Raw genomic sequence first — 14,378 nt, forward strand, 5'->3', positions numbered from 1 at the left:
TTCGAATCATATCCGCACAGGCTTATTTATTCGTGAGAAAGAAGCCGGTACAGATGCGCTTAATGATTGCATCATAAGTCGCATCTATACTAGTAATGCGACCTATAGGCACCAGCTTTGCCAACGAGAACTTAGACTTGTTGATAAAATATTCTTCATTGGTTCTTTCTCCTCTCAATTTAAGTTAAGTTCATTTTAAGTTTAAGAATTACAATTGTCAAGAAATAAAACACAGAGCAAATAAAAAAGAACACCAAATGGTGTTCTTATGCTTTATTTGTCTTCTTTATTTTCGTCAGTTGGTTCGTCTTCATATGCGTCTAGATTGATTTGGTCATTGACCACTTTTGCATTATGAAGATCAGTACTTACCATTGAACTGGAAATTCCCCATCTGTAGAAGGCTAGGGAAACAATAATAATCACAACGAAGTCCAATGGATATGGAATCCAGTTTTGACCACCGAATGGTGTTGAACCTACGTATGACATTACTGAGATGAATACTAAGTAACCAATCATCCAGAAACTACCAGTGAATTGGGTCTTAGTCTTCTTCCAGTTAGTTTTCCATTCGAAGTAGAAGTAGAATGGAAGACCTAATAGAATAACTAGAATAACTTTAACAGTTGTTGGCCACATTGCCCAGTATGCAGCTAAACTAGCTAATACAAAGGCGAAAGGTGCCATGAATTGTAGCATTCTCATTCTAATTGGACGTTTGAAATTAGGTGCCATCTTTCTCAATGATGTTACTGTAACTGGACCAGTTAAGTAAGCAATCAAAGTTGAAGTAGAGATAACACTAGCAAGTGTACCCCAACTTCTGAATAGAGAAACTAATAGAACAGAGATGATCATGTTAACAACCATCGCGATTCTTGGGACACCCCAACGTTCATTCATTTTACCTAAGAACTTAGGCATGTGTTCATTTTGTACCATGGCAGCAAGAGTACGACTTGTTTGAGCAACGAATGAAACTCCTGTACCGAATGGTGAAATGAATGCGTCAAAGTATAGCAATACGGCAAGCCAGTGTAGACCTAACATGATTGCTAAGTCGGCGAATGGTGATTCAAAGTTGATACCATGCCAACCTACCTTGGCAAGTACTGATGGTTCTACGGCACTAATGAATGTAAATTGTAGGGCAACGTAGATAACAATACTAATAGCCAATGAAATGGTAATACCTAAAGCGATATTACGTTTAGGGTTCTTAATTTCTTTTCCCATGTTAATAACAACTTGGAATGCATTGTATGAGAAAATAATTCCTGAAGCTGTTGTAGCTGAGAAAATAGCGGCGCTACCATAAGGCATGAAGCCTTGTGATGCGAAGTTTCCACCATGGAATCCTGATAGGAGTAACATGATGATAGTAAGTAGCGGAATTCCTAGTTTGAAAATGGAAATGAAACTAGTGAATTTAGCTAGTAAATTAACAGACCAATAATTTAATAGCGTGAAGACTAATATGAAAAGAAAAACGACAAATAAACCTAGATTAGAAATTTCTCCATTTACTATAAAACCGTGAGTCCAGTGAGCCCACTTCCATGGCCATGAACCCATGTATTGGGTTGCGGCAACGGCTTCGATTGGAATCAAGGTAACTAATGATACCCAGTTAGACCAGGCAGCAATAAAACCTAATAGAGACCCGTGGGTGTATTGAGCGTACTTACTCATACCACCACTTTCGGGGAACATTGAACCTAGTTCGATGTAGTTAAAGGCGATAGCACCGATAACAATAGCACCGATTACCCATGAGATGATAGCGGCTGGACCAGCAACACGGGAAGCTTCCCATGAACCGAATAACCAACCTGAACCAATAATGGAACTAAGTCCCAACATTACAATTTGAAATAAACCTACTTTTCTTGATTTCTTATTTTTTTTCATAAAACTCCTTTCATGGTCTTTGAGTATACTAACAAAAATCCATGTCCATGTAAAATGTTTAAAGACCTACCATGACACAGTTTTTGCTGCTTATTGGGCATAATAATAACGTTTGTTAGCACTTAAAAATAATTAAAAAAAGTGTGATATTGATTATAATTCTTAATTAATATTCACAAATCTCAATTACATTTTTTTCTGGATCATTTATGAAAAGTGAATTCATTGGTCCATTTGAACCATGAACTTTTTTAGGGCCGTCGATGATGGTGACACCATAGTTGGCTAAATGGGCACTTAAGTCCGTTAATGAGTCCTTCACAATGATGCAGAATTTAGATGAACCCGGCGTAGGATTTTCCGGGACATTATCGTCACTGTCATTTTGAAGGAAGATTAGTTTTTGTTTGCCAAGTTGAAATTCAAGTCTGTCATCTGTGAATTTAATGATTGGTAAATCTAAAACTTCATGGTAAAAACGCATGCATAGCTTTAGATCATTGGCAAAGATTGTAATATGGTCAATATCTTTGACCTTCATTATGATCATTCCTTTTTTAAATTTTTACACATTCAATTATACCATTATCGACGGATTTGGAACGATTTAATGTTGCTGAAAACGCCGAAAAATTGACGTTTAGCCCTAAAATGTGTTAATTTTGTAATTATATATAAGTACGGAATAGAAAAAAGGAGAAAAAGACTGTGGCTTTATTAGATGTTAAAGATATCAGTATGGGTTTTGCCGACAAAAAGCTATACGATGAAGCAAGTTTTACCCTTAATAAGGGTGAACATATGGGAATTGTTGGACAAAACGGGGTAGGAAAGTCTACTTTGATTAAGATTATTACCGGAGTGGAATTGCCAATTTCAGGTTCAGTGAAGTGGCAAAACAATGTGAGCGTTGGTTACTTGGACCAATACGCTGATATTCCAGAAGGAATGACATTGATTGATTTTCTACACACGGCTTACCAAGATTTATACGATAAATCAAAGCACATGCAAGAATTGTATGAACAATATGCGGAAAACTTTGATGACAAGTTATTGGAACAAGCGGGAAGAATTCAAGAAGAACTAGAAGCAAAACGCTTCTATGATATTGAGACCGAAATTGAACGAGTAATCACTGGTTTAGGTCTAGATGATGTCAAACGTGATCAACAAATCACTAACATGTCAGGTGGACAACGTTCAAAGATTATCCTAGCTAAGTTAATTCTAGAAGATCCAGACGTTATCTTACTTGATGAACCTACTAACTACTTAGACGTTGCCCACATTGCGTGGTTGGAAGACTACATCAATGGTTTTGACGGTGCCGTAATGGTAATTTCCCATGATTACGACTTCTTGGAAAACGTTACTAACTGTATCGTAAACATTGCTTTTGGTAAGATTACCAAGTACCGTGGTGACTTCAAGTCAGCCATGCGTCAAAAGGCTGAACGTGAAATGGTTCAACAAAGAGAATACGATAAGCAACAAGTTGAAATTGAAAAGGCCAAAGCCTTCATTAGAAAGAACAAGGCCGGTTCAAAATCAACAATGGCTAAATCAAGAGAAAAGATGCTATCACATATGGAATTGGTTGATCCACCTTCGACTAACATCCACGCATCATTTAACTTCCCATACGAAGACACTGGCTCACAAAATGCATTGGTTGTTGACGAACTATCAGTTGGTTATGACAAACCATTACTAAAACCAGTTAGCTTCTCAGTTAATACTGATGAAAAGGTTGGTTTCCAAGGATTTAACGGGGTTGGTAAGTCAACTCTAATCAAGTCCATTCTAGGAATCCTAGAACCAAAGGGTGGAAAGGCAACATTCTCACCATCTGCTAAGGTTAGTTACTTTAGCCAAGATTTGGTATGGAGCAACAACAATGAAACTCCAATGCAAATCATCCAAAACAAGTTCCCTAAGTTGGAACAAAAAGAAATCAGAACAAAACTTGCTAAGTGTGGTTTGGATTCAGCAAATGCTTCTAAGCCAATCGGTGAATTATCCGGGGGAGAACAAACCAAGGTTAAGCTAGCGATGTTGGAATTCACTCCATCTAACTTCTTGATCATGGACGAACCCACTAACCACTTGGATGATGAAACCAAGGAATCACTAAAACACGCAATTAACAACTTCCCAGGAAACGCAATTATCGTATCTCACGAAACTAGCTTCTATAATGGACTAGTGGACAAGGTATTGGATGTTGAAAAACTAAGTCTAAGGGATGCCGACGAAATTGCGAAAGCACAAGGACAAGTAAATAACTAATTACAATAAGGAGGCGGACAACATCTATAATAGTCGAAAAGTATGGCTAATCATCGCAGATATTATGATGTTGATTTGGGCGCTTATATGTATCGAATGGTTAACCGTCAAAATTATTTTCATCGCCTTAGTATTATTCTTTGGTGGGCGAAATTTATACATCGACGATGGCCAATTAATTGATACAAGATACAGCGTCATAACAGCTGCCTGTTTTGCTTTATTTATTTTAATTAGTTTGTTTTAAAACCAAAAAAGAACCTACCAGAGTATGGTAGGTTCTTTTTATTTACATAAAGTTACTTGGTTCGTCAGCGTAGTCATTCATGAAGTTCTTAGCGTCACTGTATGAGGCAAACTGACTGATGATGGTGATGTCTTCTTTGTGTTGTCTGTCGTTTCGATAGTTGACCTGTTTGACCAAGAAGTATTCCTTAATATCATCTAGGGCCTGTGATTCATTATTTCTTACGTATATTTGAAGGTAAACGTGTTGGTTGGAGAATTCCAATTCACGTTTTGATAGCTTAATGTATCCCTTGGAATTCAATTGATTTTGGCGGGGGTGCTTTTCTGCAAGGGCGTTATCGCTGTTACAGAAGTAAACTAAGAACCAGTAAATATTCAAGAAGAACATGAATAAAGCGAAGCAGTTTCTAAATAGGGTTGGCCAGAAGTTGGAACCGGCCGCAAATGATCTGGCTTCGACGATGAACTTAAAGTCGATTAGACTTTCCAAGTTAGTAGCAAGCAAACAAACGGTGAAGACGATAATCCACACATATTTGTATAGCTTGATTAGTTGGCGCCAGAAGTTGTGATGCAAGTTATCAAGATAGCGATGGTGCATCGAAGCTTCTGATACCAGGAATAATCCGCACAATAGAATGAAACAGATTAATGGAATTTTGTAACTAGTAATTAAGTAGAAGATACTTAATAGGAAGTTATTCATTGAATTAGTTAGAAAAGACGGTACTCGATATCCAAAGATTTCAAGGACAACAAGGATAATTGCGCCTTCTCTGAATAGGTTGATGAATCGTTCAACACTGTTGCTGTTGGTTCGATTCAACACGATATTATAGACGTTTTGCATTTTGATGAACTCCTTTAATTCAGTAAAGATAGTTATACCACGAAAACATTAAAAATAATATAAAAAAAGAACCCAGTGGGTTCTTTTTTCAGACCCCGTAGGTCTTTTTTTCAGAACCTCGTGGGTTCTTTTTTCAGACCCCGTAGGTCTTTTTTTCAGAACCCCTTGGGCCTTTTTTCAGAACTTCAGAGTTTCAGAGAGTTCTTACTTATTAAATGTATCGTTTTCTACTTCACGAATGAAAGTAGCCAAGTGATCGTAGTAAACGGGAGCATTATCAATCATGTGATGATGACCAGCATTAGGAGTTGATACAAACTTAGCGTTTGGAATCATCTTAGCCATACGCTTACCAGTTTCAACAGGCATTGATTCATGTTCACCGAAGGTAACTAGGGTAGGGACATGGTTTTCTGATAGGTGATCAGTGTTGTGCCATTCACCTAATTTACCAGTGATAACGAATTCGTTGTCACCTTGGAACTTGTTGTAAATATCAGTGTTGGATACGCCGATTAAGTGTTCCAACTTAGATGGTTGTTTACGGTCGATGTAACCCTTGTTTAGTTGGTCAACATCGTTTTGGTAACGTTCGTTGTCGTAGTCGTTTTCGGCTTCACACTTCTTCATGAATGCTAATTCGTCTGGAGCAAATTCCTTTTCACGAATTTCGTCTAAGTGCTTAGTGTAATCGTCAATGTCATCGACCATTGATGAGATGATGGCACCTTTTAGGTGGTCACCATATTTTTGTGCGTATAGTTGAACTAACACACCACCCCAAGATTGACCGATTAAATAGAAGTCATCTAGACCTAATTTTTGTCTAACTTCTTCAACTTCGTCAACGTAGTAATCGTAAGTTAAAATTTTGTCAGCAACCTTAGGGTCTGAAAAATCAGGGGTATCGGAATACCATGAACCTAATTGATCGTAGTAGGTAACGGCAACATCTAGACCTTGCTTCTTTAATTGGTCAGCTGAGTCTTCCCAGTATTCGTGGGTTCCACCAGGGCCACCGTGTAGGGCAAGTAAGTTAATCTTACCCTCACCAGAAGTGTGGGTCCATAAATGATATCCATTATCTAAAGTGATAATTTTTGTTTGTTGTTTCATGACAATCCCTCGTTTCAATCTAAATTATTATTAATACTAGTCCTTGTTGAAGGGTAGTTCAACCGCTGAGTCTGATAAATCAATGGTGTACTTCACATCTTGGTTACCACGAATTGACTTGTCGAAGTCGGTTGCGTAGATGACAACAGCTAGTTGATGTCCGGCTTTAACCTTGTATACGTTTGGTTGTAAATCAAAGTTAACTTCGTAGAATTCATCAGCTTTTAGATCGCTTACTTGGTAAGCATTGTTTCTGTTTTGCATGTTGATGTGACCTTCAGCAATCTTCTTGAATGTGGTCTTCTTACGACTCATCTTGAATTCGCGAAGGGTATCTTCACGCCATAGATAGCCTAATTGAATCTTAGCGTGGTCAACAGATTCTGGTTGAGCGGTTAATCTGAAGTCTTCACCTAAATCGATTAGTTGAGCACTTAGCATACCGAAGTCTTTTGATGATGATGCGGTCAAGTGGATGTGAGCCTTACCGTTGATAGTGACATCCTTTAGAAGTTTGTCGAAGGTAAAGATGACACGGTTGTCGTTGATAGGAGCATCGCTTCCACCAATTACCAAGTCGTTTTCCCACTTGTTGACGTCATTGCAGTATGCTTCAAAGGCCTTTTCATCTAGTGAGTCTGAGAAACTAACCTTGTCGTCAGTAACTTCAGAATCATCTGATGGTTTAGCTAATTCAAAACGTTTTAGGTTTTCATCTTCGTCGAATTCATCGATTGCATACCAGTTTTGGTCGGTCGCATTGTCTTGAACCAAGATGTTAGGGATTAGGTTGTCGGCGTCGTTTTCAACTTCCATCAACTTATTGGTGAACCATAGGTTGACCATGTCAGTGAAATCAAGTGATTGGAATGCGTTGATGTAGATGTGTTGACCTTGGTGTAAAATCATCTTCTTTGAGATGTTTAATGAATCAACGGCATGCCAGATGTTAGCGACATTAATTGGTTTGACGTTTTCGTCGTTTAAACCGTGAACGAAGAACATGTCGGCCTTTATCTTCTTAGCAGCGTTTAGGTAGTTACGCTTGTTCCAAAAGGCGTTGTAATCACCAGAATTACGATCCTGTTCATTAGTAATGTTGGTTAATTGGATTTCCCATTTCTTTTCGTTCTTGATGTCTTCGGCAGCTGACTTCTTACGACTGTAAGTTTCGGCAGCTAGAACATCAGCATCTTCACCTTGGAAACCACCTGGTGCCATGACTAGTCCGTTTTCACGGTAGTAGTCATACCAACTAGAAATAGCGGCTTCAACTAGGCAGGCCTTTAATCCGGCAACACCAGTTGTGGCAGCGGCGATTTGTAGAGTGCCTAGGTAAGAACGACCAGACATTGCGACGTTTCCGTTTGACCAGTAGGCTTCGATTTGGTTGTTGTCGGTACGGTTGGTAAATGCAACACGGTTGCCGGCAAGCCATTCGATAACGGCAGTTGCTGAGATGGTTTCATATTTGTCACCAGTGGTTCTAAAACCGTCTGATTCGTAAGTCCCGATTCCAGCGGAGTAGACAACGGCGTATCCACGAGCCAAGAAGTAGTCATTTAGAGTGTAAGATTGTTCACGGCTAAATGTTTGTTCAGCCTTTCTGGTCTTACCTTCAACGTTACGTGCGGCAGGTAGTTCAGGTTCTTTTTCCTTCTTACTGATGTCTGATAGAGACACTGTGTTGGGTTCTTTGTGCTTAAGTCCTAGGTTAACGTTGTGGGTTAACTTTTCACCGTCGGCATCGTTGGTGCCTTGGTTGTAAGGACTAGCGGTAAAGATGACCGGAACGGCCTTCTTGTTGCTTTCCTTTGGACGAATGATTTCAGTCTTTAGTAGGTCTAGCTTACCGTCGTTGTCGGTGTCCATTGGTGCTTCGACGTAGACAACTTCACGAATTAAGTTGTTTGTGTCGTAGACCGGCATACTCTTACCATTGAAGATAAGTGGTTTGTCGAATTGGTTGTAGTTTTGCGCGAAGTATCCTTCACCGGCTAGGTAGTCGATTAAAGTCACACCGTACTTAGTGTGGGTGTTCAATAGAAGATACCATGCACAAATCACGTCGTATAGGTTCATTGGATCATGAACGTCGGCGACTGGTAGGTTTAAAGTTTGCATCTTAGTGATAGAGTTATCGATTAAGAAGTCTTCACCGACTGTGAATTGTAGAAGTTGTAATGCAATGTTGTAAAACGCGATCTTGGATAGTGGGGCGTTTTTGTCTAGGTAGGTTAGTGCGTCATCTTCGAAACTAGCCATGATTTGTGAGATTTTTTGTCCTCGGATGGCTAAACTTTGTGAATCTAAAAAGTAAGTCATCAAGAAGTGTTTTAATAATGCTGATGGGTTATCAATTTTATCAGTTTCTTCGTCTAAGAAATGAATAGCGCGTAATTCATTCTTAGCAACTTTTAAATTGTAATCAGCAATTGCATATTGATGATTTTTCATAATTATTCTCCTAACTTATGTATAGGTTTGTTTTCATTATATCAGATTAAGCAAAACATCTATTCAGTTTTACTGATAAATACTTAATGATAATCTAGCAAAATGATATAATGATATCAAATCAAATGTGGAGGGATGATTATGGTAACAGAGATTGACGGAGGTGCCATTGTGTACCGTGTAGTTGATAACAAACCAGTCTACCTATTGGAAAAAAGTGCTACTAGTGACTTCTGGGGCTTCCCTAAGGGCCACGTTGAAGGCGATGAAACGCTAGAACAAGCAGCAATTAGAGAAATTAAGGAAGAAACCGGCATTGACGCCACTATTGATACCGAATTTAGTATTGATGCAAACTATGACATGAAAAATGGTCACCATAAAGTGGTTACTTTCTATACTTCTCAAGTCGATAGTGATAAAGTAACGCTACAAGCTGAAGAAATCAGCGATTATGTCTGGGCTGCTTTTGATGAAGCAATGAAGACCGTTACCTTTGATAACCTAAAAGACATTTTGAAACAGACTAACGAATACATCGTAGAAAAGCTGGGATAGCCAATGGATGCAAAGAAACTAATAGTGATTACCGGTCCGGCGGGAAGTGGTAAGACTTCTCTTCGCGACTACGTGATTGACAAATACCACGCAGCTAAAGTAATTACGCATACCACAAGAGCGCCAAGAGATGGCGAACAAAATGGTATTGATTATTATTTTGAAAATGGCGAATCATTTAATCAATTGCATTTATTGGAACACGTTGAATATTCACATGCTAAGTACGGATCCTCGATGGAGGGCATTAACGAAGCATGGGCCAAAAATGATTTAGCAATTATTGTTTTAGACACATTGGGTGCAGCTACTTATAAGAAAAAACTAGGGGATCAAGCAATCGTCTGGTTTGTCCAAGTCAACGACCCAGTTATCTTACGCGAACGAATGATTAAACGCGGCGATGACATCGAACGTGTTAATCAAAGAATTTGCAGTAACGAATACAAACGTGATATCGAAATCCCAGATAACTTAAAGGATATAGCAACCATCATTGAGAATAATGATTGGCAAAAAGCACAAAACCAAGTTGATGAACTAATCAAAACAATCTAAAAAAAGACCTAACGCAAAGTTAGGTCTTTTTATTTATATTAATCGAATAATTGCTAATGAGATAATTCCGACAATCACGACCACCAATAAACTCTTGGTAATGATGGCAGCAATAACTGATGGAATTGATGCGATTAGGTTTTCCCAGTTGATGGAAGGTAAGTGGCCCAGATGTTGGACGAACAGTTGTGAAAACCACAATGTTGCCATGATCACGATGGGAACGAAACTTAAAAACTCTTCAACTGGTTTGGATAGTTTGAATTTCTTTAATAGGATGAACGGCATCACACGTGACAACCAGGTAACCAGCGTACATCCAATAATGGTTAGTAGAACGAAATTAAAAGAAGACATGTTTGATAATCACTCCAATCAGACAAGTAATTAGTGTTACTAATAGGATTAAAAGGTCGCCCGGAATAAAGATTAACCCAATAAATACCATGATGAGGGTGATTAAAATCATCAGTAGTTTTAATTTCATTGGCATACCATTTTTGGCAATCACTTGTAGGTATAATAATCCGATGAACATCGAGATAATTGCAAAGTCTAAGCCGATTGCGTAAGGATTATGAATAAAACTACCGGCGACAGCTCCGACAAATGAGGCACCGGCCCAAGTTAGGTAAGAAACGATGTTGGCGGTATTGAACCAGGCGAATGTTAACTGATTATCAGTGTAGTTGACCTTATTCATACCCAACGCAAAACTCTCATCGGTTAAAAACGAACCAATTAAGATGTTTTTGAACATCGAATCATTTTTGAAATATGGCGCCGTGGTAATGCTCATTAGGATCATTCTGGAGTTGACCAGAAAAATCGCAAGCACAATCGAGAAGATGGGATTGTGTAAAGCCATCATTGAGACCAAAATGAATTGCGCTGATCCAGCGTAAACGGTCAATGACAAAATGGCGACTAGCCAGGGGCTAAATCCAAGGGACTTCCCGATAATCCCAAATGCCAGACCAATTCCGATGTAGCCAAACATCGTGGGAATACTATCTTTAATTGCTGCTTTTGCAGTTAGCTGATTGTCGATACCTCATCACATCCTTGTAAAAAATTAGAAACTAATAATTAGTTTCTAATAATATATTGCTTAAAACGTTGACTGTCAACTGCGGTTAATTCCGCTTTAACCTTGGTTCCTTCAGCAACATATTCGGTTGAAAGCACGTTGGCCTTAGTGTTTAGATGGTTGACGATATCACCTTTATCAAACGGAATTAAAAATTCTTCGGTGACATAATCCTTGTAACTGTTTTCTCTGATGATTTGAACCAATTCATCGATGGAGTCTTCTTCAAGCGCTGCCATGATTAAGTTATCACCAGCACGTTGTGGACGAGGTTCATCTAAGATGTCGGCCTTATTGAAGACGGTGATCATTGGGATGTTTTCAACCCCGATTTCCTTCAATGTTTGTTCAGTGGTCTTCATCATTAGTTCCTTATTTTCATCGGCTTCGTCGACTACTTGGACCAATAAATCCGCATTAGCTGCTTCGGCTAATGTTGAACGGAAGGCCTTCACCAATTGGTGAGGTAACTTACTTACGAAACCAACGGTGTCTGATAACAACATTGTTTTATTGTCATCAAAAATTAGTTTTCTAACACTGGTATCCAAGGTAGCAAACAACATGTTTTTAACCATGACCTGCTTTTCTTGGTTTTCACCGTAGCGGTTAACCAGTTGGTTCATGATGGTCGACTTACCAGCATTGGTGTATCCAACTAGGGCAACAGTAGGGATGTTTTTACCATCACGTTGCTTTCTTTTGGTTAAGTCTGATTTTTGGATATCCTTTAGTTCTTGTTTGATGTGAGAAATATCCTTTTCAATCACACGACGGTTTAATTCCAGTTGAGATTCACCGGAACCACGGTTGGTGAATCCACCACCCCCGCTACCAGTTTGTTGATCTAGTCGTTGACTAGCGCTGGTGTGCAAACGGGGTAGTTGGTATTGCAATTTGGCCAATTGAACTTGAAGCTTGGCTTCATGAGTTCTGGCACGATTAGCAAAGATTTCTAAAATTAGACCAGTACGGTCGATGATTTTTGTTTCGGTTTGCTTTTCTAAGTTTCTGATTTGGCTAGGTGATAGTTCATCGTTAACAATGACCATGTCAGCGTCTTTATCTAAGACAGTCATCTTTAGTTCTTCAACTTTACCTTTACCGAAATATGTGGCTTTATCGGGATGATCTAGCTTTTGAACCAGACGAGCCACAACTTCTAGGTTATTAGCTTCAGCTAGGGCAGCTAATTCAGTCATTGAGTACTCGAATTGCTCATTGTCTAGGTTTAAACCGATGATAATGGCAGTTTGTTGTTCTGTATCCAAATGAATACCTCCTTGTTATTTTTATCCATTATACCATTTACGTATCATTAATAAGAATGGTTATAAAAAAAGAGAAAATCTAACAAAAATTAGAGAGTTTTAATATAATTATGAGCATATCTTTTATAATAATTAGATTATCTAAATCATTCATCCACCTTGATATATTAAGATTTTCTTTACTTTTGGAATTAAAAAAATTCAACTAAATTAGAATTAAATTAGAAAAAGTATTGCATTTTATAATTGGATGGTGGTATTATTTTCTCAATCCTTTTAAACAAAAACTTTTTAGTAAGGAAATTGGGGGTAATGGAAATGAAAATGAAATCCGTAGTAAAGCTAGGGGTTGTTGGTGCAGCATCAGCATTCCTACTAGCAGCTTGTGGTAATTCTTCAAAAGAATCCACAAGTAAGTATATTAACTGGCAAGAAAATTCACAGTTACCTACACTAGATGCTTCAAAAGCCACTGATACACTTAGTTTTAGTACATTAAACAATAGTAATGAAGGACTATTACTTAATGCTGCTAACAACAAGGTAAAACCTGGTGTAGCTGAAAGTTACAAGGTATCAAAAGACGGTAAGACATATACATTCAACTTACGTCATTCAAAATGGAGTGATGGTAAGCCCGTAACTGCCAAAGACTTCGTCTACGGTTGGCAACGTACTGTAAACCCTAAGACAGCTTCACAATACTCATACCTATTCGCAGATGTTAAAAATGCTGATGCAATCGGTAAGGGTACCGCACCTGTTTCATCATTAGGTATCAAAGCTGACGGTGATTACAAAGTTGTAGTTACATTAGACAAACCTCAAGATTACTTCAAGTACTTAGTAACCATGGCACCATTCTTACCACAAAGCGAATCAGCTGTTAAGAAGTTCGGTTCAGCTTACGGTACTACAAGTAAGGACATGGTATACAACGGACCATTCAAGGTTGAAGGATGGACTGGTACAAACAACTCATGGAACTTAATCAAGAACAAAGAATACTACAACGCAAGCAAGATCAAGGTTGCTGGTATTAAGATTAATGCTCAAAACGATGCTAACACTTCACTAAACCAATATGAAACTGGCCAATTTGATTCAGTTCAATTAGCTGGTGCACAACAAGTTGGTAAGTACAAGAACTCAAGTGAATACCACGCATTAAAACAAGCATCAACTTTCTACATCGAATTAAACGAAAAGAAAGATCCTATCTTTAAGAACGCAAACATTAGAAAAGCTATCTCATTAGCAATTGACCGTAACGAATACACTAAGAACACCTTAGGTGACGGTTCAATCTCTGCTGTTGGTTACGTATCACCAGGTATGTCAAAACGTGACGGTAAGGACTTCACTGAAGATGCCGGAACTAAGACTGGTGTAACTTACAACTTAGCAGAAGCTAAGAAACTATGGGCTAAGGGTCTAAAAGAAGTTGGTAAGAAGTCAGTTAACTACTCAATCCTATCTGATGACACTGATAACGGTAAGAAGACTACTGAATTCCTACAAACTGCTCTAGAAAAACTACCTGGCCTAAAGGTATCTACACAAAACATTCCATTCAAGTCAAGATTGAACCGTTCACAAAATGGTCAATTCGACATGGTTGTTAGTGCATGGGGTGCTGATTTCCCAGACCCAATTTCATTCCTACAACTATTTACTACTGATGGTTCATACAACAACGGTAAGTGGAGTAACGCTAAGTTCGACGCAGATGTTAAGAATGCTGAAGGCGTAGACGCAAACAACCCTGCAAAACGTTGGAACGATCTAGTAAATGCTGAAAAAGAACTAATGGCTGACCAAGGAATTATTCCTCTATACCACCAAGTTCAATCACGTGTTATCAAGCCTCGTGTAAGTGGAGTACAATTCTTCCCTACAGGTGCATCTTACGACTTTAGAGATGCTACTATCTCAAAGAAGTAAAAACTAATTAAATTAAGTTTTTCATTGTGAAGAGTTTTAGATAGCTACTATAATGGATGTAGTCGAATCTAAAACTCTT

At 38.5% G+C, this 14,378-nt stretch carries 12 protein-coding genes; 4 read left to right on the top strand and 8 right to left on the bottom strand.

Features of this window, described 5'->3' with window-relative positions; all coding sequences use genetic code 11:
* Window positions 1–273: 273 nt before the first annotated feature.
* Entirely contained in the window at window positions 274–1,914 is a 1,641-nt protein-coding gene (locus J3U50_RS01070; protein WP_054483762.1) for an APC family permease, read from the bottom strand.
* Window positions 1,915–2,080: 166 nt separating this feature from the next.
* Window positions 2,081–2,455 (bottom strand): VOC family protein, encoded by a 375-nt coding sequence (locus J3U50_RS01075; RefSeq protein WP_301945404.1) that lies wholly within the window; start codon window positions 2,453–2,455, stop codon window positions 2,081–2,083.
* A gap of 197 nt (window positions 2,456–2,652) precedes the next feature.
* Here J3U50_RS01075 and J3U50_RS01080 point away from each other — a divergent pair, with 197 nt between their 5' ends.
* Window positions 2,653–4,206, top strand: a complete 1,554-nt coding sequence (locus J3U50_RS01080; RefSeq protein ID WP_034535214.1) for an ABC-F family ATP-binding cassette domain-containing protein — start codon at window positions 2,653–2,655, stop codon at window positions 4,204–4,206.
* A gap of 289 nt (window positions 4,207–4,495) precedes the next feature.
* Here the strand turns inward: J3U50_RS01080 and J3U50_RS01085 are convergent, their stop codons facing one another.
* The 3 genes from J3U50_RS01085 to J3U50_RS01095 all read right to left on the bottom strand — a co-directional run bounded on the left by J3U50_RS01085 (window position 4,496) and on the right by J3U50_RS01095 (window position 8,878).
* Complete coding sequence (locus J3U50_RS01085; protein ID WP_034535201.1) at window positions 4,496–5,305, bottom strand: hypothetical protein; 810 nt, start codon at window positions 5,303–5,305, stop codon at window positions 4,496–4,498.
* 204 nt (window positions 5,306–5,509) lie between these two features.
* The gene (locus tag J3U50_RS01090; protein WP_053792903.1) at window positions 5,510–6,421 is read right to left on the bottom strand and encodes a proline iminopeptidase-family hydrolase; all 912 of its coding nucleotides are present in this window, start codon (window positions 6,419–6,421) and stop codon (window positions 5,510–5,512) included.
* Between the two features lie 36 nt (window positions 6,422–6,457).
* Window positions 6,458–8,878, bottom strand: coding sequence for a Xaa-Pro dipeptidyl-peptidase (locus J3U50_RS01095; RefSeq protein WP_301945405.1), 2,421 nt, complete (start codon window positions 8,876–8,878; stop codon window positions 6,458–6,460).
* Window positions 8,879–9,019: 141 nt separating this feature from the next.
* Here J3U50_RS01095 and J3U50_RS01100 point away from each other — a divergent pair, with 141 nt between their 5' ends.
* Together J3U50_RS01100 and J3U50_RS01105 are read left to right on the top strand one after the other, a co-directional pair.
* A complete protein-coding gene (locus J3U50_RS01100; RefSeq protein WP_301945406.1) occupies window positions 9,020–9,436 on the top strand; it encodes a bis(5'-nucleosyl)-tetraphosphatase in 417 nt (138 codons plus the stop codon).
* 3 nt (window positions 9,437–9,439) lie between these two features.
* Window positions 9,440–9,994: a guanylate kinase gene (locus J3U50_RS01105; RefSeq protein ID WP_301945407.1), complete on the top strand. Its 555-nt coding sequence runs from the start codon at window positions 9,440–9,442 to the stop codon at window positions 9,992–9,994.
* Between the two features lie 33 nt (window positions 9,995–10,027).
* On the opposite strand, the gene J3U50_RS01110 is transcribed toward J3U50_RS01105, so the two are convergent.
* Genes J3U50_RS01110 through hflX form a run of 3 tightly spaced genes read right to left on the bottom strand, consistent with a single transcriptional unit; the run spans window position 10,028 to window position 12,355 of the window.
* Window positions 10,028–10,351 (bottom strand): AzlD domain-containing protein, encoded by a 324-nt coding sequence (locus J3U50_RS01110; RefSeq protein ID WP_301945408.1) that lies wholly within the window; start codon window positions 10,349–10,351, stop codon window positions 10,028–10,030.
* Window positions 10,338–11,045 (bottom strand): AzlC family ABC transporter permease, encoded by a 708-nt coding sequence (locus tag J3U50_RS01115; RefSeq protein WP_301945442.1) that lies wholly within the window; start codon window positions 11,043–11,045, stop codon window positions 10,338–10,340. Before J3U50_RS01115 ends, J3U50_RS01110 begins: the two co-directional genes overlap by 14 nt.
* 38 nt (window positions 11,046–11,083) lie before the next feature.
* Window positions 11,084–12,355, bottom strand: a complete 1,272-nt coding sequence (gene hflX, locus J3U50_RS01120; RefSeq protein ID WP_301945409.1) for a GTPase HflX — start codon at window positions 12,353–12,355, stop codon at window positions 11,084–11,086.
* A gap of 318 nt (window positions 12,356–12,673) precedes the next feature.
* On the opposite strand from hflX, the gene J3U50_RS01125 reads away from it, so the two are divergent.
* Complete coding sequence (locus tag J3U50_RS01125; RefSeq protein WP_301945410.1) at window positions 12,674–14,299, top strand: peptide ABC transporter substrate-binding protein; 1,626 nt, start codon at window positions 12,674–12,676, stop codon at window positions 14,297–14,299.
* Window positions 14,300–14,378 lie beyond the last annotated feature (79 nt).

It is taken from the genome of Lactobacillus sp. B3795, assembly GCF_026535805.1.
In the GTDB taxonomy this organism is placed as follows: Bacteria; Bacillota; Bacilli; order Lactobacillales; family Lactobacillaceae; genus Apilactobacillus; species Apilactobacillus kunkeei_C.

What these genes read in the sequence shown, in the direction of transcription:
- J3U50_RS01075 (WP_301945404.1), bottom strand. Translation starts at nt 2,455, where the DNA reads ATGAAGGTCAAAGATATTGACCATATTACAATCTTTGCCAATGATCTA.
- J3U50_RS01100 (WP_301945406.1), top strand. Translation starts at nt 9,020, where the DNA reads ATGGTAACAGAGATTGACGGAGGTGCCATTGTGTACCGTGTAGTTGAT.
- J3U50_RS01090 (WP_053792903.1), bottom strand. Translation starts at nt 6,421, where the DNA reads ATGAAACAACAAACAAAAATTATCACTTTAGATAATGGATATCATTTA.
- J3U50_RS01105 (WP_301945407.1), top strand. Translation starts at nt 9,440, where the DNA reads ATGGATGCAAAGAAACTAATAGTGATTACCGGTCCGGCGGGAAGTGGT.
- J3U50_RS01125 (WP_301945410.1), top strand. Translation starts at nt 12,674, where the DNA reads ATGAAAATGAAATCCGTAGTAAAGCTAGGGGTTGTTGGTGCAGCATCA.
- J3U50_RS01085 (WP_034535201.1), bottom strand. Translation starts at nt 5,305, where the DNA reads ATGCAAAACGTCTATAATATCGTGTTGAATCGAACCAACAGCAACAGT.
- J3U50_RS01070 (WP_054483762.1), bottom strand. Translation starts at nt 1,914, where the DNA reads ATGAAAAAAAATAAGAAATCAAGAAAAGTAGGTTTATTTCAAATTGTA.
- J3U50_RS01080 (WP_034535214.1), top strand. Translation starts at nt 2,653, where the DNA reads ATGGGTTTTGCCGACAAAAAGCTATACGATGAAGCAAGTTTTACCCTT.
- J3U50_RS01110 (WP_301945408.1), bottom strand. Translation starts at nt 10,351, where the DNA reads ATGTCTTCTTTTAATTTCGTTCTACTAACCATTATTGGATGTACGCTG.
- J3U50_RS01095 (WP_301945405.1), bottom strand. Translation starts at nt 8,878, where the DNA reads ATGAAAAATCATCAATATGCAATTGCTGATTACAATTTAAAAGTTGCT.